Raw genomic sequence first — 21,274 nt, 5'->3', positions numbered from 1 at the left:
AACCTTCGGTTTTGCGCACCGGTATTTTGCCCCAGGCAAAAACCTTATAACGCGGGGTGGAGCAGCCCGGTAGCTCGTCAGGCTCATAACCTGAAGGCCGCAGGTTCAAATCCTGCCCCCGCAACCACTGAAACTTGTAACAACATCCATTCCTTCCCACGCTCGGCAGGATCGCTTTGCAGCGGTGGAGGAATTTTGTTTTTTCTTCCAGCGACTTGAACTCGCCAGCGGCGCGCTTTCGGATGAACTCCGCCGATTGCTGGTCGCGTAAGTCGCGGGAGACGTCCCGCGACGCTTCCTGCGCCGCCAGGATCGCAGCTAAGCGGGCCGTGTATCCTAAGGTCCGCCGACTTGCATCCTTCGAAGGTGCGATTACTACCTTCTTTATCAGCTGGCGGGCGATCGATATCCAGGTCTCGTCGACCGAATTTTCTCGCGTGGATAGCATGGTCCTGATCGCCGCGATTGCGCTTGTCAGAAGCCCACCGCTGAGTGGCAGCGGCATCATGGCGGGTGAGAAGATTATTGCGGTGTCATGTCGAAGCCGAACCACTTCATGGACAGCTTCGTCGTCGTCCCGTCCGCCTTGGCGGCGGCGATCGCCTCGTCGAATTTCTGCTTGAGCCCAATATCCCCCTTGCGAAGACCGACCGAGCTGCCGGCGCCGAGGAAGCCACCCTGGAAGCGAGGGCCGACGATCGTCAGGTCGCTGTTTGTCGGCTTCTGCACGGCGGTCATCAGGTAACCCATCGATGCCATGACGAAATCGACGCGGCCGGAAACGAGGTCGAGGTCATGCTGTTCCGTGGTCTTGTACTCGCGAACCTGCACGACGCCCTTCAGATATTCGTCGATGAAGCGTGCGGCGATCGAGGCCGTCTGGACGCCAACCGTCTTGCCCTGCAGCAGCGGCTTCAGCTGTTCGACAGCCTTGCGGGCGCCGGCCTCATTGGAGGCGAGCGAAAAGAGTTCGTCCTTCATGGGCATTTTTGCCAGGGGGCTGTCCTTGAGCGTCGCGAAGGACTGGCCGGTGCTACCGTAGGACATGGAGAAGTCGATGACTTCCTTGCGCTTTTCCGTGGCCGACATGCCGGCCATGATGGCATCGAACTTGCCGGCATTGAGGGCCGGGATGATGCCGTCGAAGGCTTGCGCGACGAACGCGCACTTGATTTTCATGCGCTCGCAGAGGTTCTTGCCAAGTTCGATGTCGTAGCCGTCCAGCGTGCCGTCCGGTCGAGTCAGATTGTAAGGCGGAAAGGCGCCCTCCGTGGCGATGACGATTTCCGTTTTGTCCTGCGCCGCGGCGGCCGTCGCCATCAGCGTCATGGCGGTGAAAGCAGCGGCGATTGCCGTGTTGACGAATTTCATCTGTCAGTTCCCTCTCTTTGTTTGGGTAGAATGTCGAGCGGCTCAGCCGCTGATGAATTTCCGGAAGCGCTCGGACTTCGCGTTGGTGAACATGTCCTGCGGCCGGCCTTCCTCCTCGATCGCGCCCTGGTGCAGGAAGATGACCCGGCTCGAGACATCACGCGCGAAACCCATTTCGTGAGTGACGACCAGCATGGTCCGGCCTTCTTCGGCAAGAGCCCGCATGACACGCAGCACTTCGCCGACAAGTTCTGGATCAAGCGCCGAGGTCGGCTCGTCGAACAGCATCACCTTCGGCCGCATGGCGAGCGCGCGGGCGATGGCCGCACGTTGCTGTTGCCCGCCGGAAAGATGCGCCGGGTAGTGATTGCGCTTGTCGGCAATGCCCACCTTGGCAAGCAGAGCTTCCGCCTCCTCCAGGCATTCGGTGCGCGAACGCTTCTGCACGTGCAGAGGCGCTTCCATGACGTTTTCGAGCACGGTCTTGTGGGACCAGAGATTGAAGCTCTGGAACACCATGCCTAGTTCAGAGCGGATGCGCTCCACCTGGCGGCGGTCGGCGATGCGGCTCTTGCCGAAGCCGGCCGGCTTCATGCGGATGGTTTCGCCGCCAACCGTAATCTCGCCGGCATCGGGTGTCTCAAGCATATTGATGCAGCGGAGCATGGTAGACTTGCCGGAGCCGGAGGAGCCGAGGATCGAGACGACCTCGCCCTCGCGTGCTTCCATGTCGATACCCTTCAGCACTTCGATGGGACCGAAACTCTTGCGAAGCCCGCGCACGGTGATCGCCGCCGGTGCGGGTGGATTGGTCGAAGGCGTCATCTAGTGGCTCCCGTGGACGTGCTGGGCAAGGCCGCAGGCTGACGCAGGTGCGGGCTCAGTTGATACTCGGCGAGGGCGACAAGCCGGGTGAGGATGAAGTTGATGGCGAGATAGATGGCGCCGGCGACGACGAAGACTTCGATCGCCCGGTAGGTCTCGGAGATCAGTTTGGCCGCGACGCCGGTCACCTCCATGATGGTGATGATCGAGGCAAGCGACGTCGCCTTCACCATCGAGATCATTTCGTTGGAATAACCGGGCAGAGCCTGGCGGATCGCGAGCGGCAAGGCAATGCGCCGAAAGGCCATGAAACGGGACATGCCGCAGGCGCGCGCCGCTTCGATCTGGCCGAACGGGACCGAGAGCAGGCCGCCACGAATGATCTCGGCGGAATAGGCGGCGGTGTTCAGCATCAAGGCGATGACAGCGCAGCAGTAGGGATCGCGCAGCACCACCCACAGCATGCTCTGGCGGACTTCACGGAACTGGCCAAGGCCGTAATAGATCAGGAAGATCTGGACGAGCAGTGGCGTGCCGCGGAAGACGAAGATATAGGCCCTCGCAAACCAGTCGAGCGGCAGGATGCCGGACAGCCGGCTGAGCGCCAGGCCAAGGGCCAGGAACACGCCGAGTACGATTGCGGTCGCGGCAAGCTGCAGCGTCAGCGGTACGGCAGCAACCAGGCTGAGGAAGGTCTCCCAAAGAAACGGCAGATCCATCAACCCCTCCTGACGCCGCGCGTGAAGCGCTTTTCGCTGAATTGCAGGAGACCGCCGGAAACCGTTGAAATAGCCAGATAGATGGCAGCGGCGATGACATAGAAATTAAAGGGCAGGCCGGTGGAGCCGGCGCCGATCTGCGACTGCCGAAGGAGTTCGACGACGCCCGTCACCGAAACCAGCGCGGATTCCTTCAAGACGACCTGCCATACATTCCCCATGCCGGGAATCGCGTGGCGCAGCGTCAGCGGCGCGAGGATCCTGCGAAACCGCAGGGAGCGCGACATGCCGCAGGCGATCGCCGCCTCCAACTCGCCGGTATGCACCGCTCGATAGGCGCCGCGAAAGACCTCCGTCTGCTGTGCGCCGGAGGTGATGCCGACAGCGAGCGCCCCGGCCAGAAAGCCTGGAAAGCCGATGAAGCCTTCAGCGCCGAATAACCTGCCGATCGCGGTCACTGCAGCACTGCCCCCGAAATAGAAGAGATAGATGACCAGAAGATCGGGAATGCCGCGCAGAACGGTGGTGTAGAAACCCGCGATCCCGCGCGTCAGCGGGCCGCCCGAAACTTTCGCCCAAGCACCGAAGACGCCGATCACCGCACCGATCGCGAAACCGGCGATGGCGATCAGGACTGTCATGACGGTGGCCGCGGCGAGCGCCATGCCCCAGCCATTCGGGCCGGTTCCGATCAGATCCAGTATTGTCGGCTGGTTCATGGAGACCTCATCCACATGGAGCTTTGTCCGTATCCAAACCTGGCAGCCCAGCACGGGGACGCAACTTTCGTACCCCGCGCCGGGTCCACAGGGTCAGAACGATGGCGTCAGGTCCAGCTTGCTCCATTTTTCGGAGAGCTTTTTGATGACGCCATCCGCGGCCGCCGACTTGATGGCTGCGTCGAACTTCTCCTTCAGATCGGTCTCGCCCTTGCGCATGCCCATGGCGACCTCCGTCGCCAGCATGGCGCCCTTCATCAGCGGTCCGGCCATCGCCAGATCCTCGTTCCCAGGTTTGGCAAGTGCGGTGGTGCCGTAGACGCCGCTATCGAAACCGGCATCGATGCGACCGGCCTTGAGATCGAGGTCACGCTCGCCGGAATTCTTGTAGGTACGAACGGTGACGTCCTTGCCGAAATAGGCATTGATCAACTGCTCTTGGCTGGTCGATTGCACGACGCCGATCGTCTTGCCGGAGAGAACACCGCCGATCGTCTTCATGACGGGATCGGCCTTGTCCTTGTCGTTGAGGTTCAGCCGTTCGCCGGTCATCGGCAGCTTGCTGACCGGGCTGTCCTTCAGCGTGATGAAGGTCGCCACGCCGCTTGCATAAGGCACCGTGAAATCGACGACTTTCTTTCGCTTTTCGTTGATGCCGAGCGTCATGATAAGGTCGAACTTGCCGGCATTGACGCTGGGGATCATGGCGCTCCATTCACCGGCGATCAGCTCGCATTCGACCTTGGCGCGCTGGCACAGGTCGTTGATGAGGTCGATATCGAGTCCGGTCAGGTTGCCCTTGGGATCCAGTGCGTTCCATGGCGGAAAGGCGCCTTCGATACCGACCTTTACACGGGTCCAGTCCTTGGCTTCTGCGCCCGGCAGCATGATGGTGAGAGTGGCAGCCAGCGCGGCCGCCCAGAGTTTCCCGGTTTTCATGTCCTTGTTCCCTTATTTGTTCATTACGTTGGAGAGAAAGGCTGGGATGTCATGTTCCGTCGAGGGCAAGCCCCGTGCAGGCTTGTCGCAGCACGGAGAGAAGCCGGTTGCGCGTCTGGCGCGCGTGAACCGCGAAGAACGGGATATCGGCATGCCCTTCCGGCAGGGCGGCCAGTTCGCGAAGCCCTGATAGCGACGGCCAGGCCGGATGCGGAAGCGCATTGTCGTGATGGAAACGGTCACCGTACGTGTAGTTCAACGGAACGAGGAGGCGGGACGCCTGCCGAAGGCGGTCGTTGATTGCATCTGCGTTCGCCGTTCCCTTACGCGCGGCCTCATTGATGGCATCGGCGCGCCGATGCAGTTCATCGGCCACCGATATCAGCTTGTCGATATCCAGCCGGCCAGTGAGTTTGCCGTTCAGGCTGCTCAACTCATCCTTGAGCGACGCTGCGTAGGCGGTGTAGTCGAGCGGCAGAACGCGGGCATCGAGCAACTCACCGAGCACGCGCAACACGATCTCGGTGTCGCGCTGAAGATTGGCCGGATCGATATGCTCTTCCGTATCGTGCGGCGTGTGCCACCACCACCCGAGCGCCGTCAGCATCTTCACAGGCCCTGGGGGCTGATGGCTGAGGCTGCCGAACATCGAGGGAATACCGACGCCCCAGAAGGACTGGTCGGCAGCGCGCCCGTGACGACGGCCGCGATGCACCTGGCCGGTCACCGTTTCGACGGCCCTTGCCGCGACCGCCTTCAATTCGTCGATGACGGCCGAATTCGTCAGGATGTCCGCGCCTGCACCGCCGGTGGAATCGACATTCACATGCGCCACGCAACGCTGTTCGAGCTCGTCCCAATATTCGTCCGCATACCAGGCCGAACCGGAATAACGGCCATGCGAATGGCCGGACCAGAAGCAGATGCGCAGGCCCCGCTGCCAGTTTTCGCGCCGCTCGGCCAGGAGACGCGCGGCTTCCAGCATCGTGGCGTTGGCTCCACCATTGTCCATCACGCCGTAATGCCAGGTATCGTGATGGCCGGAAAACAGGATGAAAGGTGCATCCGGCCGGTTTTCCGGGAAAAGCTCCGCGACCAGGATAGGCGTCTTGCGCCAGCCCGTGTCCACCTCGGTCGTTAGGCGGGCGACAGGCGCCTTGCCTGCGCGGCAGGCCTGACGGAGCCGCGCGCCGTCGTCGCGGGCGATCGTGCAGATCGCGGTCCTTGGCAGCTGCTTGCGGGTATGTTGTGACGGACTGCCCCAGACAGGCGAGACGCACATTTCGTAAAGATGTTCGTTGGGGCTGACGTGAATCTGTCCGATCGCGCCGCGGGCACTTGCAAGGGCCGCGACGTCTTCGGTCGCGATACCGTCGACAAGGATGATGTGCCCCTCGACATCGATCCGCTCCAAATCGGCTTCAGCGCCTTCTGCGACATAGATGACTTCCGCCGAGATGCCTTCTCCAGGCGTCGAAACCGACATGGAATGGGTGATGCAGCGGACAGCGTTTCCACCGATTTCGACCGCTGCCCTGCCCGGCAGGCTAATATAGGCGTCGTGCAGGAGAAGCTTGGTCCGATAGCCGTAAGAGGCTATCTGCCCTTCCAGATATTTAAAGCTTTCCAGCTCTTCCGCCGTGCCCGAGAGTTTCACCCGTTTGCCAAACTCGCGGATGTGGCCCATCAGGATCTGGCGGTCGGGCTGGAGTGGCGCGTCAGACATCCACCTTCTCCGGAATGTCGGGCTGGACGTCATCGGGAATCGGATTGATGAAGGGAGTACCTTCGAGCCGCGCCGCAAAGTCGGCTTTCGCTTCTGCGATCAGTTCCGGCTTCAGGATGAGATCGACGGCGGTCGACGCCATTACCTTGGCCGCGTGTGCCATGCCCTTGTGGGCGGCGGGCAGCTTGCCCTGGGCGACGAGCTGCCAGGAATGCCCGGGCGTGCCGATCGCATAGGTCGCGCCGCGCATCTGGACGGTCGGCACGACCCAGCTGACCGTCCCGACATCGGTGGAGCCGACCAGCGTTCCGTCGCCGCTGTCCGGCGGGAAGATGACATCGCAGAGCGACACGCCCTTGCGGACCTTCAGACCGAACCGTCCGAAGGACGTAGCGATATCCGCCGGACTGAAGGTTTCCTGGAACTTTGCGGCGGTCGCCTTGTCCGCCTCGTCGAAAGGCGGCAGGCCGACGCGCTCGATGTGGCTGTGCATCAGCGTTTCGAGCGGCGTGTTGCCGACCAGGTTCGCATCGCCGCTGACGATCCGGCTGCGCACGGAGGTGCCGGTCATCAGGGCCGCGCCGGCCGCCACATCCTTCACTCGGGCCACCAATTCCAGAAGTTCGGGAAGCGTGCGCGACCGGATGAGATAACGCACTGAAGCCTTCGCCTGCACGACGTTCGGGGCATGGCCACCCGTATTGGTAATGGCATAGTGGATCCGCGCCGTGGACGGAATATGCTCACGCAGGTAATTGACGCCGACATTCATCAGCTCGACTGCGTCGAGTGCGCTGCGTCCAAGATGCGGCGAGGCGGCGGCGTGCGACGCACGGCCGGTGAAGTGGAAATTAAGTTCGTTGCAGGCAAGCGAGACCGGATTGTTGACGCCGACGAATGCGGCCGGGTGCCAGGAAATCGCGATATCAACATCGTCAAAAACGCCGGCCCGGACCATGAAGCCCTTCGAGGAGCCGCCCTCTTCAGCAGGACAGCCATAATAGCGGACGCGGCCCTGGAGATTGTTCGCCTTGAGGTAATCCTTGACGGCGGCGGCGGCCAGCAGGGAGCCGGAGCCAAGCAGGTTATGGCCGCAGCCGTGCCCATTACCGCCTTCGGTGACCGCTTTCTGTTCGGCAAGGCCCGCGACCTGGCTGAGGCCCGGCAAAGCGTCATATTCGCCGAGAATGGCGATGACCGGACCGCCTTCGCCAGCCTCGCCCATCACCGCCGTCGGGATGTTTGCGACATTGCGGGTGACCCTGAACCCTTCCGCTTCCAGAAGTTCCGCATGGGCCGCCGAGGAGCGATATTCCTCGTAATTGGTCTCCGGAATTCCCCAGACATAGTCGCTGAGCTCCGCAAAGCGGGGTGCCTTATCGTCAACGAGATCCGAAATTTCCTCAGAATTTTTCATCGCTGCCCGCGTATTTTATCCAATATTGGTACCAATTTATGGGAAGATTCTTCTTTCAGCAACCGGAATTTATGGCTAGTTATTGGGCAAATTGCCCCACAGCGGATCAAGGCTTTTACAGATGGACAACCTGCTCGAAGAATCGGTCGCGCATGACGAACCCGACGCCACGCAACTCATTCTGACGGATATCCAATCCGGCCTATTTCCGCCGGGCGTCTGGCTGAAACAGGTCGATCTGGAAACACGTTACGGGCGCGGGCGCAATGAGATCCGCCGCGCACTCGACCGCCTGGCGCAAAAGCGTGTTGTCGAGCACGTGCCGAACCGCGGCTATCACGTTTACAAGGCCGACGGAAAGCTAGCGGACGACATTGCCGAGATCCGCATCATACTGGAAACCGGGGTGGTGCCGAAAGTTGTGGCGATGGCAACTGACGACGATTTCAGCAACCTGCGCGTCCTGGCCGAGCGGTTCGAAAGCCTGATCCTGCACGGGACCGTGCTGGAACTGTATGAAGCCAATCTGAACTTCCATCGGGCCTTCGTGCAGCTATCTGGTAACGACGAACTGGATGGGATTATCTCCGAACTCCGACAGCGCACGTCTTCCGCTCCCGTTTCCCAGTGGAAGACGCGGGCGCGAATCGAGCAATCGGCTCGGGAGCATCATGAGATGGTTGATCTTCTGCAGGCGCGCGACGGGAAGAGGCTGAAGGCGCTCATTGAAAGACACATCCGACAAAGATAACGCGGTGATAAGGCAACCTCTCAGCGCAAGTGTAACGCCGCGGCCGCCACAAAAATGGACAAGCAGCCTGACGGCGGCCATCTATCTGGCAGCTGTCACTCAAGCAAGATTTCGTCCGGCCAAAAGACTGTCGAGGCGTCGAACCGAAAAAACGAGTGAGCCATCTTCTTTTGAACCTGCGCACCTGGCGCATCAGTGTGGCCTTGTCGGTTTGATAAACAGCGGAGGAAAGAGGCCGCAAAACGCAATAGGTTGTCTGGCAGCCCGCCGGTTTGAAGCCAGCGGGCTTGCTCCATCAATGGCAGTCAGAGACGATGAGCTTGCACTCGGGGCATTCGGCCTTCGCAGCCTTCTGCGCTGCTGCTTCTGTGCTACCCACGCCCGTCGCGTAGCTCGCCTTGTTGCCTACATAGGCGCCGCACTGTTCGAAGGTCAGCATGACCTCGCACGTCGCATTGCCGGCGGCCTTGCATTCCTTCATGGCATTCGAAGATGCTTCCTTCTTCGAACCACCATACCCAACGGCATAGCCAGCATCTTCCGCTGCTGTGCCCGATGCGTCATTCACAGCAATAGCGCCGGTAGCGAGAGCTGATGTCGCGCAAGCGCAGGAAAGAACTGCGGCGGCGAACGCGGCGCGGATAGCGAATTTCATTTTTGGAAGTTCCCCTAGGCCACCGAATTGCGGCGAGTGAGGAATATCAAAACTGCTCAATGCTTCAAGCGGTTATACCCGTTAGTGTTAACTTAGAGCCCGCATCCGTTAGCGTGTCCGCGATTGACCCGAGGTAGGCCAGCGCCGCTCAGAGGTGTGAGCAGACCAAGTCCGACTATTTTATATGTCAGGCGTATCAACATTCACCGAGGCAGCCGGTGACCGCATCTGCGGTCGTACTGAAGGTGAAGGCTTCAGGATCACCTGCCGCCATGAAGACATGCCTGCCCTATCGACACTGTGTTCGAGTGGCTGGCTTCGACGAGGCGTTCTGGGAGAAATGCGCCCGCCCGCGCGAAGCTCAGGCGCCTTGGTCGACGAGATCCTGGACATCGCAAATACGCCAATGGTCGGGCAGACGACGAAGGCCGACAAGGACGGCAACTTCGTCGAAGTCACGACCGGCGAAATGATCGACGATTGGCGGCAGCAGGTCGATGCCCCGTAAGGGGATGGCCGGCAAGCTGCGGTCGAAGAAGTACGGCGAAAAGCTGGCCCTTAACGTAGATGGCAAACCAGGCTGACGCATCTGTGTCCCGACCTCCACCCGAAGCAGATGCCGCGCCTGCCGAAGCTGAGCACATCATATAGCTGCGCTCAGCGCTTCCATCGCCACATCTATCTCCGCTGTGAGGGGCCGATCAGACCTCGTATCAAGGGGCAGCGTCCTCAAGCCGCCAAAGTCACAATAGGCCAAAAACCTGTTGACACAGGGTCAGCAGGCTTCTTAAATTGCTAGGATGTCAGACCAATTTTTGAAAGCCATGGAGAAACCGCTGATCCCTTCACTGCCACCGATCGACCGGGTTCGCCAAGTCGTGGAAGCGCTGGCCGACTATGTAGAAGGTGCCGGTCTGAAGGCCGGTTGCCGGTTGCCGGCGGAGCGGGAGTTGATGGCAGCGCTAGGTGTCGGGCGCTCCACCATCCGTGAGGTCATCAGCCAATTCCAGGCACTTGGGGTGGTCGAGTCGCGAAAAGGTAGCGGAAACTATCTGCTGAAGCCTATTTCCCGGCGTACGATCCACATGCCACTTTCGCTCGATACCGAAAATCTTCGTGATGCGCTCTTGCAGACCCTGCAGGTGCGGCGCGGGCTGGAGTGCGAGGCCGGCATGCTCGCCGCCCAAATGCGAACGACGGAAGATCTGGGAATCATCGAAACTCGTCTTGAGGAGATGGAAAGGGTTCATCACGCCAAGGGCGCGTCAGGACCGGAAGACCTGGCGTTTCATCTTGCCGTCTACGACGCCACTCACAATCCGCTGTTTCGCCAATTGCTCGAACAGATGCGCGAAACCTTCGAGCGCTTCTGGAGCCACCCGTTCGAACGTTTCGATTTCGCCCGGCGATCCTTCCCGTTTCACCGCACGCTATTTAACGCAATCGCAGCGCAAGACGCGGAAGCAGCCCGGTCCGAGACGCTGAAGATCCTACAAATCGTCGAGGAAGATATCAAGGAAATGTCCGCATGACCGAGGGCGTCGAACCGTTCGAACTTGCCTCACTGATCACCGCCCATGACGACGGCCATTTCGCCGAGGCGGTCGTGCCGCCGATCTTTCAAACGTCGCTTTTCACGTTTTCCGACTACGACGACATGATCTCGTCCTATCGGGGCGAGAAGGTACGGCCGATCTATACGCGTGGTCTCAATCCGACGGTGCGGGCTTTCGAAGAAATGCTGGCAAAGCTAGAGGGTGCCGAAGACGCGCTCGGGTTCGCCAGCGGAATGTCGGCGATCTCGTCCGCGGTACTCAGCTTCGTCGAGCCCGGCGACCGGATCGTTGCGGTCAAGCACGTCTATCCTGACGCTTTCCGGTTATTTGGTACCATTCTCAAGCGGATGAAGATCGAGGTCACCTATGTCGATGGCCGCGACGAGGAAGCGGTCGCCAAGGCGCTGCCGGGCGCCAAGGTTTTTTACATGGAAAGCCCGACGAGTTGGGTGATGGAAGCGCATGATGTCGGCTCGCTGGCCGCACTCGCCCGTAAACACGGCGCCGTTTCGATGATCGACAACAGTTGGGCGAGCCCGTTCTTCCAGCGGCCGATCACGCTCGGCGTCGATCTCGTCATCCATTCGGCCTCGAAATATCTTGGCGGCCACAGCGATGTCGTCGCCGGCGTCGTTGCCGGATCGAAGGAGATAATCGCCCGGCTGAAGGCGGAGGCCTATCCTTATCTCGGCGGCAAGCTTTCACCCTTCGATGCCTGGCTGCTGATCCGTGGGCTGAGAACATTGCCGCTCCGGATGAAGGCGCACGAAGCCGCGGCGCTTGATATTGCCCGCCGCCTACAGGACCTCGACCTGGTAGAGCAGGTTTGCCATCCGGGCTTGGCGAACCATCTTCCTGCTGGTCTCAACGGCACGTCGGGCCTGTTTTCGTTCATCTTCCGCGAAGGCGTCGATATCCGCGCCTTTGCCGACCATCTGAAACTCTTCAAGCTCGGCGTCAGCTGGGGTGGCCATGAAAGCCTGATCGTACCGGGCGAAGTGGTGCTGCAGCAGAAGGCCCAGCCGAATTCCGCGCATGCTTTCGGAATTCATGCGCGGTCAGTGCGCCTCCATGTCGGCCTCGAGGGAACCGAGGCTCTGTGGAGCGATCTTCAGGAGGCGATCACCGCCGCTTCTTAGAGCATCAACCGATAACAACTGGGAGAACGTCAATGAAAACAATGATGACAACGGTGCTCGTCGCGACGCTCATGGCTAGCAGCGCGATGGCCGATACTACCCTTAAGCTGGTCGAGGTGATCACCAGCCCGGAACGAACCGAGACCCTCAAGTCGATCGTCGGCAAGTTCGAAGCGGAAAATCCGGGCGCCAAGGTCGAGATCATCTCGCTGCCGTGGAACGAAGCCTTCCAAAAATTCGCGACCATGGTCTCCGCCGGCGATAAGCCGGACGTGATGGAAATGCCGGATACCTGGCTGTCGCTCTATGCCAACAACGGCATGCTGGAGAGCCTTGAGCCCTATCTCGCAAAATGGGAGCACACCAAGGAGCTGACCCCGCGGGCGCTGGAACTCGGCCGCGACGTCAAGAAGACGGCCTACATGCTGCCCTACGGCTTCTATCTGCGCGCCATGTTCTACAATAAGAAGCTGCTCGCGGATGCCGGCGTTAAGACGCCGCCGAAGACAATGGAGGAATTCATCAAGGCTTCCGAAGCCGTTTCCAAGCTGCCGGGCAAATACGGTTATTGCATGCGCGGAGGTGCAGGCGGTCTGAATGGCTGGATGATCTTCGCGGCCTCGATGGCAGGTGACAATAAATACTTCAAGGAAGACGGCACTTCGACCATGAACAGCGAGGGCTGGGCCAAGGGCATCGAGTGGATGGTCGACCTCTACAAGAAGGGCTATGCGCCGAAGGACAGCGTCAACTGGGGCTTCAACGAGGTCGTCGCCGGCTTCTATTCCGGTACTTGCGCGTTCCTTGACCAGGATCCGGACGCGCTGATCGCAATTGCAGAGCGCATGAAGAAGGAGGATTTCGGTGTTATTCCGTTGCCGAAGGGGCCGGCCGGCAAGTCTTACCCGACGATCGGCTACGCCGGCTGGTCAATGTTCTCTTCGACCAAGAGCAAAGACCTTTCCTGGAAGTTGATTGCGAAGCTTGAGGGCAAGGAAGGCAATCTCGAGTGGAACAAGAAGATCGGCGCGCTGCCGGCCTATTCGTCCGCGGAAAAGGATCCGTTCTACGCCGGTGACCAGTTCAAGGGCTGGTTCGAGGAACTGGCCGACCCGAACACAGTGCCTACCGTGATGCCGACCTATCTGGAAGAGTTCGCGCTCTTCAAGGATTCTATTGCCATCAAGACCTCGCAGCAGGCTCTTCTCGGCGACATCACGGCAAAACAGCTTGCAGACCAGTGGGCCGCTTACCTGACCAAGGCTCAACAGAAGTTTCTGACGAAGAAGTAGCGACTGGCTGGATCTGAGTTCGGAGCTCCCCTCATCTGCCTGCGTCTTTGTGACCCTTCTCCCCAAAGGGGAGAAGGGAAGTCTCCGCGACGTGGCCTTTTCCCCTCTATCCAGCGGGTAAAGGCCGGCCGAGCGAAGCGGAGGCCGGGTGAGGGGGCTGCACACCCACTGTGGCCAGTAGCAAAAACACATGGAAAGCCGACCGCCGATGACAATGACCGCCGATACGCCTGACAGGCGTCACGATCGCAGGCCGTGGCTGACGCGTCTTGCCCACGCGTCCGAGCCTTATCTTTACAGCGCGCCGTCACTGATCCTGATCGTCGTGGTCATGCTGGTGCCGCTGGTCATCGGCATTTCCTATGCTTTTCGGGACATCCAGCTCCTAAACCCCTTTTCTGGAGGGTTCATCGGGCTCGAGCACTTCCGCACGCTTTCCGAGGATCCGGCTTTCTATGGAGCGTTGAAGAACACCCTGTGGTGGACGGGCGCCTCCGTAAGTCTGCAGTTCCTCTTTGGGCTCATCCTCGCGCTTCTGCTCGACAAGCCGTTCTGGGGCAGGGGGCTTGTCCAGGCGCTGGTTTTTCTGCCATGGGCGGTTCCGTCCTTTCTGGCAGGCCTCAACTGGGCATGGCTCTTCAATCCGGTGATCGGGCCGATACCGCACTGGTTCTTTGATCTCGGTCTAATGTCCCAGCCGGGCAACATTCTTTCCGACCCACATTATGCGATGTGGGGGCCGATCATCGCGAATGTGTGGTGGGGCATTCCTTTCTTCGCCATTACCCTGCTGGCGGCCCTTCAGGCGATCCCGCGCGATCTCTATGAGGCCGCGTCGATCGACGGTGCCAATTGGTTCCAAAGGTTTCTTTCCATCACTCTGCCGTTTCTCGCGCCGACGATTGCCATTACCGTGCTGTTGCGAACTGTGTGGATCTCGAATTTCGCCGATCTCATCGTCGTCATGACCGGCGGTGGACCGGCCGACCGCACCCAGATCGTCGCGAGCTACATCTTCACCCAAGCCTTCAAGGCGCTCGATTTCGGCTACGCATCGGCAATCGCGCTGGTGCTGCTCGTGCTGCTGCTTGCCTACTCGATGTTGATCATCCTGCTGCGGCAGACATTGCTGAACAAGGATTGAGCCCATGAAACAATCCCTTCTGCCGGCCGTCGCGCATCGCCTGGCTATTCTCTGTTACATCTTCTTTGCGCTTTTTCCGCTGTTCTGGCTGCTCAAGGTTTCGCTGACGCCGAACGATCTTCTCTATTCCGAAGGCGTGCAAATGTGGCCTTCGCGCACGACATTCGATCACTATGCGTTCGTCCTGAGGCACAGCGCCTTCCCGACGTTTTTCATGAACAGCCTGATCGTATCCGTCTCGACTGCGGTAGTCGTCACCGTCTGCGCGTCGCTTTCCGGTTATGCACTCTCCCGCTTCAGCTTCCGGGCGAAATACTGGATCGTCGCATTGATGCTGCTGACCCAGATGTTTCCGCTGGTCATGCTGGTGGCGCCAATCTTCAAAATCCTCTCGCCGCTCGGGTTGACCAACAGTCTGACGGGGCTGGTCATAGTCTATTCGGCATTTAACGTGCCCTTCGCGACTTTTCTGATGCAGTCCTTCTTCGACGGCATACCGAAGGACCTGGAAGAGGCGGCGATGATAGATGGCGCGACGAAGTTCGTCGCCTTTCGGCAGATCATCCTGCCCTTGACGCTGCCCGGCATCGCGGCAACGCTTGGTTTCGTCTTCACGGCGGCCTGGAGCGAGCTGCTTTTCGCCCTGATGCTGATCAACGGCAACAATGCGGCAACCTTCCCCGTTGGGCTTCTGACCTTCGTGTCGAAATTTTCGGTTGATTTTGGTCAGATGATGGCGGCCGGCGTGATGGCTCTCATCCCCGCCGGACTCTTCTTCCTTCTCATCCAGCGTTACCTCGTTCAGGGCCTCACGGCCGGCGCGGTCAAGGGTTAGTCACATGGCATCCATCCAGATTGAAAAGCTTGAAAAGTCCTATGGCCATGTCTCGGTGCTGCATGGCATCGACCTCGATATCCGCGATGGCGAATTCATCGTGCTTGTCGGTCCGTCAGGCTGCGGGAAGTCGACATTGCTCAGGATGATCGCCGGCCTGGAAGAGGTCAGCAAAGGCGAGATCCGGATTTCCGGCAATCGAGTCAACGAGCTGCATCCGAAGGATCGGGATATCGCCATGGTATTCCAGTCCTATGCGCTTTATCCGCATATGAGCGTCGCTGGAAACATGAGTTATAGCCTGCGTCTGCGCAAGATGGCCAAGGAAAAGATCGCTACGGCCGTCACCAACGCAGCTTCGAAGCTCGGACTCGAGCCACTGTTGGAGAGACGGCCCAAGGCGCTTTCGGGCGGCCAGCGCCAGCGCGTCGCGATGGGTCGGGCGATTGTGCGGCAACCGAAAGCCTTCCTATTCGACGAACCGCTGTCCAATCTCGACGCACGACTGCGGGAGCAGATGCGGGCCGAGATCAAGAAGATGCATGCCGACCTGCAAGCGACCTCTGTCTATGTGACGCACGACCAGATCGAGGCGATGACGCTCGCGGATCGAATCGTCGCCATGAATGGGGGTGTGGTGCAGCAGGTCGGCAGCCCGCTCGAACTCTACGATCGTCCCGCCAACCTTTTCGTCGCAGGCTTTATCGGTTCTCCGGGCATGAACTTCATAGAGGCCGTCTACGGCGGAGGCAGCGTGAAGCTCCATGACGGCACGGTCGTCCCTCTCGTCGCGCCGCTTTCGCTTGCCGATGCCTCAAAGGTAACGCTTGGCATTCGGCCGGAGCATGTCGTCCTGTCATCAGGCGGCGCCGGCATGAGTGCGGATGTCGAACTCGTCGAACCGACCGGGTTCGGAATTATCCTGCATCTGGCGCTGCACGATCTGCCGTTCAAGGTTTTCACGCTGGACCGCACAGCACTCTCGGCCGGACCGAAGGTGAGCGTCACCTTCCCGGCAGAGTACCTCCATGTCTTCGATAAAGAAGGAACGAGGGTTGTTTAGGCGAGCGGTGACATGTCATATCTCAATAGTGATGAGCCATTTCAGCTGCCGGCAATCGATGGCCTCCTGATCTCTAGCGATGCCGGTCGGGGGCTCTCAGCTCACGCTTGAGGCTTGTCACCGTCTTCCAGGGGGACATGGCAAGGATTACGCTACCATGACGGCGACAACACCCTCAGCCGAAAGCGCTTGTCGCGCGGGGAATCGTTCCGGCTGATTGCAACGACAATCAATGCCGCGGCAAGCGATGGAATTTTGATCCGCCTGATTTCAAGTCGACGGGCTGATTGATGGTGCAACGAGCGGAGCTCGAGGTGACTGAGAAGGTCACTAAACAGTCACCTTCCGCATTCCCCGGTTTTGTCTCGACGACGCCAGCGGCCGAAGCGCCGCCTGGACGACAAGATCAAACGTCGACTCCGTTGGATACAGCTTCGCCTCTCACAGTCGTCGTCAAGCAGATACACATGGAGGGACCAATGATCATCATCCCCATCATCAGTTCGGATCAACCAAGGGACGGCCGGTAGCGCTGTGTGATCTAGGCCGCGTCTGGGACCAAAGCCCTAACCCCGGAACGAGCCCTGACCACTCGCGTTCATCAAAGGTCGGAACCCATGGAGCACCTCATGGACCATGATCTCTGGGACGAGCCAATTGAGGTCATTATTGGCCCGGGCGATCACTTCAGGAGCATTCGCGGCAGCAGGGACGCCCTGATATACTTGATGACTTGCTGGCCTCAAAAGGGAGGAGACTCCTTTGCTTTGGCCAAGCGAGCCTGCATGGAAGCTGCCGAAGGTCGAGGCGATCCGTCCACGGCTGCATCAGCTTTCAAAGTGGCCGCGAGCGACGCGGGCATTCTTCGCTGAGCGTCCGCAGGCCGTCGCCGCCTTCAGTGACGCCAGAACCTGCAGCGCGAACTTGACTATGACCTGGATGTCCTTTGCTGATCGCTGCGCAAGCTCGCGAACGTTCTGTGCAACGACAGTGGATCCCGTACCCACTTCCCCGGCTCGACCTGCGTCGCCAGCATCCTGCGCAACCACGTTGGCTGGATGGCAGTATGCCGACCCCAGATAGCGCAAAGGCTGGAAGCTCAGCGCCTTGAGAAGGCAAACAGTGGTCGTAGGTTCGGCTCCCTTCAAGAGCGGGTATGAGCCTCGGAGCCGAAATGCTTCGCGAAGAATTTCGCTATCCAACGTATTGCACCCGAGAATGCCGCCCGTGAGGAAGGACGGGGGCATGAAAAACGCCCAATCGGCTCGAAAAAACGACGGCGGTCAGCTATCTACTGCTGGCACGACGGATCTTGTGGACTAAAACGATCAATGATGCGGAAGATGAGCAAGGCGTGGCTCGCAACGCTTTTCACCGGCGCGGGCGGGCTGCTGGCTGCAGCGATCTCGATCGGATATTCGCTCTACGAGCAGCGCGAAGCCGACATACTTCCACAGGTGGAAGCGGCGACGCCGGTTGAGGCCGGCCGATGGAACGTTTCTATCACCGCAAGCGCTATCGGTACGGTAATGCCGAACGGGGCTCGAATATCACCGGGGACGAAGGCCATCATCGTCGAGATGATGCTCGAGAACATCTCAGCGGAAAGCTCGAACCTCTATGGCGACCTGATCAGGCTCGCCAATGTCCCCGCTCCACCAAAACCACAATACTACCTGAAGCGTGATCGAGCGATATTGTGGGACCTGCAGCCGAGAATGCCTGAAGCGGTAACTGCAGTCTGGGAGGTTCCAGCGGCACTAGCACTGCCGGATGTTTTGCGGCTCCGGATCGAGGGCGCCCGCTTCAAACCGCGGGACAATCTATATGCCGCGCCCGGCTGGTTTCCCGCGGACAGCGTTGCCGAGATAGTGTTGCCCCTCAATGTTGTGGCGTCGGGGACAGAGCCATGACGCGAGCGGCCCTGATGATCCTCACAATAGTCACAGCCGCTGCGCTCCTGGCGGCTTTACAGGCAACGACGCCCCACTATGCCATGCTGACCGGGCCCATCCGTACAACAGGGCAGCAGACCGAGACGGTTTTGAGCACCGCATTCAGTGTGAAGGTCCATCGCGTACTGAAGGCCAGGACGATCGCCTATACGCGGTTCGGGCGGGCAGCCGAACTGCAGAGCTCAGGAGTTTGGGTCGTAGTCTCCGCCGAGCTGCGGGCCTTCCAGGAAACCATGCCGGTTCGCGCGGCGACCCTGATCGGCGCCTCCGGCCGATCGTATCGTCAGTCCCGGCGGGCAGGGGAGGCTCCAGGAATTATTTCGGCGAAAGTCGTTCAGCCGGGCTTGCCGACGACGGGCATCTTCGTTTTCGAGCTTCCCGAGGACGAGACACGAAGCATGAAGCTGCTGCTTTCCGAGCAGTATGGTCCACAACTCAAGGACGAGATTGGCGTGTTGCTCGAACAGGATGGAATTGCTCCGCGTAACAGGCTGGAGATTGGCAAAGATGGTGTCTGACCGAGAGAGAAAGATGTGGTGGCTTGCACTCGCCAGCCTGCCGCTGCTCGTTTCCGCCGCCGTTGTGATCAATGCCTGGCGCAATATCGAGAATTACAGGCATCGCATCGAGACCGATATCATGCAAGGACCCAATCAACTGGACTATGCCGGTGCGACCTGGCGGCTCGAAAATGTCCGCTTGCTTGGCGATGGCCGCGACACGCAGCTCCGCCTGCCCGGTCAGATGCGACTTATCGTCATTCGCATGGTGGCGACCGCGACGCGCGAGATCGGTGATGGCTGGGGGCAGTGCCAGGTTAGCCTGGCGGATGGGACGGGGCGTCGCTGGCTGCCGCTCGATGTCAGCCTGTCAAACGATATCAGCCGCGACCTTGAGCCTGACAGGGAACCCGTTAGCGGTTGCGGTATCACTTCGCTGAAACCGCCTCAAAAGGATCATGCTGTCCTGATTGAAGAGAAGTTCGTGGTTCCGGCGGAGGCAGTCCCAGCCTTGTCCGTCAGGTTGAGCGTCGCTGCCTTGCGGCCGGGAGCTATCGGTTTCACCCTCCACTTGAATTGAGTTTCGCCTCCCGCCGACTTCATTTTCGGCCCCTCCATTCTCGCCCTTGTGAGAATCCGATCTCAAGCGTAGCCGCCAGAAGGCAGATCTTGATCGGCGTCACCAGCAGTCCCTCGCCTGGCTCGCTCGGCGTGCCTATGAAGGGCGAGATGGTCTGCGCGATGATCTGCCAGAACGGCAGGTCATGGGGGCCAATGAACTGCGTGAGGCCGTACCAGGTCCAGGCGGATCCCCAATCCAGGAGGCGATAGACAAGAATGGCAGAGAGGACTGGGACGATGCCGGAGTTCAGCGCGAGGCCGATTCCCTCGGCAAGGGCGCGATACCGTTTCAGCGTGCCCGCAACGAAGTGCGAAATGAAATCGCGCACAGGTTTCGGCAGTGTCTGCCAGCGGGACACGGCACGGGCGAGACGTCCCTCACCAAGCGGACGCTCGCCGTGGATGTCATAGCCATAGACGAGGGCTGCGAGCGTCAGCCAAACCACGGGGTAGAGAGAGTAGAAGAACAGGCCTATCAGCCGTGTGTCTAGGGGTGGCGGGGAAAATTCCGGTGGCAGCGGAACGGATTGCTGTGCGACGGCGTCCGTCACCGGCGTGAGGAGGCCGAGCAGCATGCCCATCGTGTCAGGCAGGCGGCTGAACCACGCTCGGATGTCATCCTGCCATTCGGAAAGCACAAAAAGACCGATGAACGCCCAGTTGGCTTCGCAAACCACGATGAGGACCGGCCAGATCGAGGCACGCGAACGCTTGTGCATGGCCTTCGCGGAACGCCTCACAGCCCACGCGAGGACAACGGGTAGGATTAACCAGGCGCTGCCAGATACGTCCAGCAGTCCTGTGGCCTCGCCGGAAAGAAAGAGACTGAGCGACAGGCGGGAATAATCGCGAACAGTGTCGCCGAGAAAGCCCCAGGCTGCGTAGAAGGCGAAGAAGGGGACAAGGGTAAGAGCCAGCGCGCTCACAAAATTGCCAGGCACCGTACCGATCTCGGCATGCCGCTGCTCGGCCGGCGTCCGCGAGGCAGCATCGAGGGCCGGCAGTCCGCGGCGGACCGTCTCGAACAAAGCGATGATGACGACGAGCTTCAGTAGGACGACCAGTGCCAACACCGACAGGCCCGCCAGCGGGTTCCACCGCCCGATCGTGGCGGCGATGTCGTTTAGCAGGAGATTGCCGATGAATCCCAGGAGCCAGAGCGCCGCCAGTTGCGGCCAGAAACGCCAGAGCAGGTAGACTGTCAACCGCAACTGCTGGAAAGCGGTCTTGATACCGCCAATGGAGGGGACCGACTGGGCAGAGTGTGGCATCTGCTCCTGATAGCATCTCGGTGATGCCTGGCCAACATTCTGAACCTGAAAGATGCAGCGTGTGATTCACTATTTGGGGCATCGGGACGAGCGGCTGAAAAAGCTAACTTAAGCTCATCACCTCTCATCCGCTGAGGGCGCAAAGAGCGCGGCGATGATCGCCAAGAAGGGCCGGATTTCCTCGCGCGGTATGAGCGCAATTGCTACCGTGCCCGCATTCGCCAGTGTGGCTTTCATCAGGAGCGCTATGCCGAAGACTGAGAGTGTCGTGCCAAGCAGCACGGGCAGGGCGCCCGGCCCCATTTCCGAAAGCTCGCCGAAGCCATAGTCCAGGCCGAGATAGACGGCGATACCGCCAGTTGCGGCGAACGGGATGCCCACCGCGTGGTCTGCATGAAATGTCATGATCGATCCCAATGTCGAAGCCAGTGCCCAAGCCGATGTTCAAGCTATGCTGGCGTGTCCGAGCTGCCCTAGAGATCTGTTGGCGGCCGACCAAATCCCAAGTTGTTTCCATCCTCCTTCGCAAGGACCTGAAGATATCCGCCGAGACGGATGGCTAGCCTACAGGAAGACAGGTATGCAAAGGTAAAGACGGTTCGTTCCGATGATCGAAACGGGCAGGCGCACTTGGCCGCGGCATGTTGGTTCAAGGCGTCGATGCGACCGACCAACAGGCTGGCGGGAACCTCCTCGCTACCTGTCTCCCACGTTTCGATCCGCGAGCGGTCGCACTGGAAGGCAGTCGCAAGGTCGATTGGCGTCCACCGGATGTG

At 60.0% G+C, this 21,274-nt stretch carries 22 protein-coding genes and 1 tRNA gene; 13 read left to right on the top strand and 10 right to left on the bottom strand.

The features are described from left to right. Positions 1–50 precede the first annotated feature (50 nt). Positions 51–127: transfer RNA gene (locus tag C5L10_RS21730), tRNA-Met, on the top strand. A 395-nt stretch (positions 128–522) separates the two neighbouring features. On the opposite strand, the gene C5L10_RS21725 is transcribed toward C5L10_RS21730, so the two are convergent. From C5L10_RS21725 to C5L10_RS21695, 7 genes are all read right to left on the bottom strand, one after another. Continuing rightward, positions 523–1,371 carry a transporter substrate-binding domain-containing protein gene (locus tag C5L10_RS21725; protein ID WP_105431343.1) on the bottom strand — a complete coding sequence of 283 codons (849 nt, stop codon included), beginning with the start codon at positions 1,369–1,371 and terminating at the stop codon, positions 523–525. 42 nt (positions 1,372–1,413) lie between these two features. Next, a complete protein-coding gene (locus C5L10_RS21720) occupies positions 1,414–2,196 on the bottom strand; it encodes an ABC transporter ATP-binding protein (protein WP_046665351.1) in 783 nt (260 codons plus the stop codon). Further along, positions 2,193–2,915, bottom strand: a complete 723-nt coding sequence (locus C5L10_RS21715) for an ABC transporter permease (protein ID WP_105431342.1) — start codon at positions 2,913–2,915, stop codon at positions 2,193–2,195. Before C5L10_RS21715 ends, C5L10_RS21720 begins: the two co-directional genes overlap by 4 nt. Beyond that, positions 2,915–3,634, bottom strand: a complete 720-nt coding sequence (locus tag C5L10_RS21710) for an ABC transporter permease (protein WP_105431341.1) — start codon at positions 3,632–3,634, stop codon at positions 2,915–2,917. Before C5L10_RS21710 ends, C5L10_RS21715 begins: the two co-directional genes overlap by 1 nt. A gap of 93 nt (positions 3,635–3,727) precedes the next feature. Continuing rightward, positions 3,728–4,573, bottom strand: a complete 846-nt coding sequence (locus tag C5L10_RS21705) for a transporter substrate-binding domain-containing protein (protein ID WP_105431340.1) — start codon at positions 4,571–4,573, stop codon at positions 3,728–3,730. A gap of 49 nt (positions 4,574–4,622) precedes the next feature. Continuing rightward, positions 4,623–6,299 carry a M28 family peptidase gene (locus C5L10_RS21700; RefSeq protein ID WP_105431339.1) on the bottom strand — a complete coding sequence of 559 codons (1,677 nt, stop codon included), beginning with the start codon at positions 6,297–6,299 and terminating at the stop codon, positions 4,623–4,625. Continuing rightward, entirely contained in the window at positions 6,292–7,716 is a 1,425-nt protein-coding gene (locus C5L10_RS21695; RefSeq protein WP_105431338.1) for a M20 family metallopeptidase, read from the bottom strand. The genes C5L10_RS21700 and C5L10_RS21695 overlap by 8 nt, the downstream gene beginning before the upstream one ends. Before the next feature lie 121 nt (positions 7,717–7,837). Between C5L10_RS21695 and C5L10_RS21690 the strand changes: the two genes are divergently transcribed. Next, positions 7,838–8,467 carry a GntR family transcriptional regulator gene (locus C5L10_RS21690; RefSeq protein ID WP_105431337.1) on the top strand — a complete coding sequence of 210 codons (630 nt, stop codon included), beginning with the start codon at positions 7,838–7,840 and terminating at the stop codon, positions 8,465–8,467. Positions 8,468–8,762: 295 nt separating this feature from the next. Here C5L10_RS21690 and C5L10_RS21685 read toward each other — a convergent pair whose 3' ends face one another. Then, positions 8,763–9,122, bottom strand: coding sequence for a DUF4189 domain-containing protein (locus C5L10_RS21685; RefSeq protein ID WP_105402544.1), 360 nt, complete (start codon positions 9,120–9,122; stop codon positions 8,763–8,765). 370 nt (positions 9,123–9,492) lie between these two features. On the opposite strand from C5L10_RS21685, the gene C5L10_RS33760 reads away from it, so the two are divergent. From C5L10_RS33760 to C5L10_RS21635, 11 genes are all read left to right on the top strand, one after another. After that, entirely contained in the window at positions 9,493–9,630 is a 138-nt protein-coding gene (locus C5L10_RS33760) for a hypothetical protein (protein ID WP_172717104.1), read from the top strand. A 316-nt stretch (positions 9,631–9,946) separates the two neighbouring features. Beyond that, complete coding sequence (locus C5L10_RS21680; protein WP_371411966.1) at positions 9,947–10,654, top strand: FadR/GntR family transcriptional regulator; 708 nt, start codon at positions 9,947–9,949, stop codon at positions 10,652–10,654. Then, the gene (locus C5L10_RS21675; RefSeq protein WP_105431335.1) at positions 10,651–11,817 is read left to right on the top strand and encodes a PLP-dependent transferase; all 1,167 of its coding nucleotides are present in this window, start codon (positions 10,651–10,653) and stop codon (positions 11,815–11,817) included. Before C5L10_RS21680 ends, C5L10_RS21675 begins: the two co-directional genes overlap by 4 nt. 32 nt (positions 11,818–11,849) lie before the next feature. Further along, positions 11,850–13,109, top strand: a complete 1,260-nt coding sequence (locus C5L10_RS21670; RefSeq protein WP_105431334.1) for a sugar ABC transporter substrate-binding protein — start codon at positions 11,850–11,852, stop codon at positions 13,107–13,109. A 208-nt stretch (positions 13,110–13,317) separates the two neighbouring features. Then, positions 13,318–14,253 (top strand): carbohydrate ABC transporter permease, encoded by a 936-nt coding sequence (locus C5L10_RS21665; RefSeq protein WP_105431355.1) that lies wholly within the window; start codon positions 13,318–13,320, stop codon positions 14,251–14,253. Positions 14,254–14,257: 4 nt separating this feature from the next. Then, positions 14,258–15,088, top strand: coding sequence for a carbohydrate ABC transporter permease (locus C5L10_RS21660; protein WP_105431333.1), 831 nt, complete (start codon positions 14,258–14,260; stop codon positions 15,086–15,088). Between the two features lie 4 nt (positions 15,089–15,092). Continuing rightward, on the top strand, positions 15,093–16,151 hold the full coding sequence (locus C5L10_RS21655) for an ABC transporter ATP-binding protein (RefSeq protein WP_105431332.1): 1,059 nt from the start codon (positions 15,093–15,095) through the stop codon (positions 16,149–16,151). Positions 16,152–16,780: 629 nt separating this feature from the next. Next, the gene (locus tag C5L10_RS21650) at positions 16,781–17,023 is read left to right on the top strand and encodes a DUF982 domain-containing protein (protein WP_105431331.1); all 243 of its coding nucleotides are present in this window, start codon (positions 16,781–16,783) and stop codon (positions 17,021–17,023) included. Positions 17,024–17,494: 471 nt separating this feature from the next. Next, complete coding sequence (locus tag C5L10_RS21645; RefSeq protein ID WP_172717103.1) at positions 17,495–18,064, top strand: hypothetical protein; 570 nt, start codon at positions 17,495–17,497, stop codon at positions 18,062–18,064. Further along, positions 18,061–18,624, top strand: coding sequence for a hypothetical protein (locus C5L10_RS21640; protein ID WP_105431329.1), 564 nt, complete (start codon positions 18,061–18,063; stop codon positions 18,622–18,624). Before C5L10_RS21645 ends, C5L10_RS21640 begins: the two co-directional genes overlap by 4 nt. After that, on the top strand, positions 18,605–19,186 hold the full coding sequence (locus C5L10_RS21635) for a hypothetical protein (protein ID WP_172717102.1): 582 nt from the start codon (positions 18,605–18,607) through the stop codon (positions 19,184–19,186). The genes C5L10_RS21640 and C5L10_RS21635 overlap by 20 nt, the downstream gene beginning before the upstream one ends. Positions 19,187–19,205: 19 nt before the next feature. Here C5L10_RS21635 and C5L10_RS21630 read toward each other — a convergent pair whose 3' ends face one another. Further along, the gene (locus tag C5L10_RS21630) at positions 19,206–20,498 is read right to left on the bottom strand and encodes a hypothetical protein (RefSeq protein ID WP_105431327.1); all 1,293 of its coding nucleotides are present in this window, start codon (positions 20,496–20,498) and stop codon (positions 19,206–19,208) included. Positions 20,499–20,615: 117 nt separating this feature from the next. Then, positions 20,616–20,903, bottom strand: a complete 288-nt coding sequence (locus tag C5L10_RS21625) for a hypothetical protein (RefSeq protein ID WP_172717101.1) — start codon at positions 20,901–20,903, stop codon at positions 20,616–20,618. Positions 20,904–21,274 lie beyond the last annotated feature (371 nt).

The organism is Neorhizobium sp. T6_25, assembly GCF_002968555.1.
Lineage (GTDB): Bacteria > Pseudomonadota > Alphaproteobacteria > Rhizobiales > Rhizobiaceae > Neorhizobium.
This window is presented reverse-complemented; position numbering and strand designations above follow the sequence as displayed.

What these genes read in the sequence shown, in the direction of transcription:
- C5L10_RS21680 (WP_371411966.1), top strand. Translation starts at nt 9,947, where the DNA reads ATGGAGAAACCGCTGATCCCTTCACTGCCACCGATCGACCGGGTTCGC.
- C5L10_RS21700 (WP_105431339.1), bottom strand. Translation starts at nt 6,299, where the DNA reads ATGTCTGACGCGCCACTCCAGCCCGACCGCCAGATCCTGATGGGCCAC.
- C5L10_RS21725 (WP_105431343.1), bottom strand. Translation starts at nt 1,371, where the DNA reads ATGAAATTCGTCAACACGGCAATCGCCGCTGCTTTCACCGCCATGACG.
- C5L10_RS21690 (WP_105431337.1), top strand. Translation starts at nt 7,838, where the DNA reads ATGGACAACCTGCTCGAAGAATCGGTCGCGCATGACGAACCCGACGCC.
- C5L10_RS21650 (WP_105431331.1), top strand. Translation starts at nt 16,781, where the DNA reads ATGGACCATGATCTCTGGGACGAGCCAATTGAGGTCATTATTGGCCCG.
- C5L10_RS21655 (WP_105431332.1), top strand. Translation starts at nt 15,093, where the DNA reads ATGGCATCCATCCAGATTGAAAAGCTTGAAAAGTCCTATGGCCATGTC.
- C5L10_RS21630 (WP_105431327.1), bottom strand. Translation starts at nt 20,498, where the DNA reads ATGCCACACTCTGCCCAGTCGGTCCCCTCCATTGGCGGTATCAAGACC.
- C5L10_RS21665 (WP_105431355.1), top strand. Translation starts at nt 13,318, where the DNA reads ATGACAATGACCGCCGATACGCCTGACAGGCGTCACGATCGCAGGCCG.
- C5L10_RS21640 (WP_105431329.1), top strand. Translation starts at nt 18,061, where the DNA reads ATGACGCGAGCGGCCCTGATGATCCTCACAATAGTCACAGCCGCTGCG.
- C5L10_RS21715 (WP_105431342.1), bottom strand. Translation starts at nt 2,915, where the DNA reads ATGGATCTGCCGTTTCTTTGGGAGACCTTCCTCAGCCTGGTTGCTGCC.
- C5L10_RS21645 (WP_172717103.1), top strand. Translation starts at nt 17,495, where the DNA reads ATGAGCAAGGCGTGGCTCGCAACGCTTTTCACCGGCGCGGGCGGGCTG.
- C5L10_RS21625 (WP_172717101.1), bottom strand. Translation starts at nt 20,903, where the DNA reads ATGACATTTCATGCAGACCACGCGGTGGGCATCCCGTTCGCCGCAACT.
- C5L10_RS21670 (WP_105431334.1), top strand. Translation starts at nt 11,850, where the DNA reads ATGAAAACAATGATGACAACGGTGCTCGTCGCGACGCTCATGGCTAGC.
- C5L10_RS21705 (WP_105431340.1), bottom strand. Translation starts at nt 4,573, where the DNA reads ATGAAAACCGGGAAACTCTGGGCGGCCGCGCTGGCTGCCACTCTCACC.
- C5L10_RS21720 (WP_046665351.1), bottom strand. Translation starts at nt 2,196, where the DNA reads ATGACGCCTTCGACCAATCCACCCGCACCGGCGGCGATCACCGTGCGC.
- C5L10_RS21710 (WP_105431341.1), bottom strand. Translation starts at nt 3,634, where the DNA reads ATGAACCAGCCGACAATACTGGATCTGATCGGAACCGGCCCGAATGGC.
- C5L10_RS21660 (WP_105431333.1), top strand. Translation starts at nt 14,258, where the DNA reads ATGAAACAATCCCTTCTGCCGGCCGTCGCGCATCGCCTGGCTATTCTC.
- C5L10_RS21675 (WP_105431335.1), top strand. Translation starts at nt 10,651, where the DNA reads ATGACCGAGGGCGTCGAACCGTTCGAACTTGCCTCACTGATCACCGCC.
- C5L10_RS21695 (WP_105431338.1), bottom strand. Translation starts at nt 7,716, where the DNA reads ATGAAAAATTCTGAGGAAATTTCGGATCTCGTTGACGATAAGGCACCC.
- C5L10_RS21685 (WP_105402544.1), bottom strand. Translation starts at nt 9,122, where the DNA reads ATGAAATTCGCTATCCGCGCCGCGTTCGCCGCCGCAGTTCTTTCCTGC.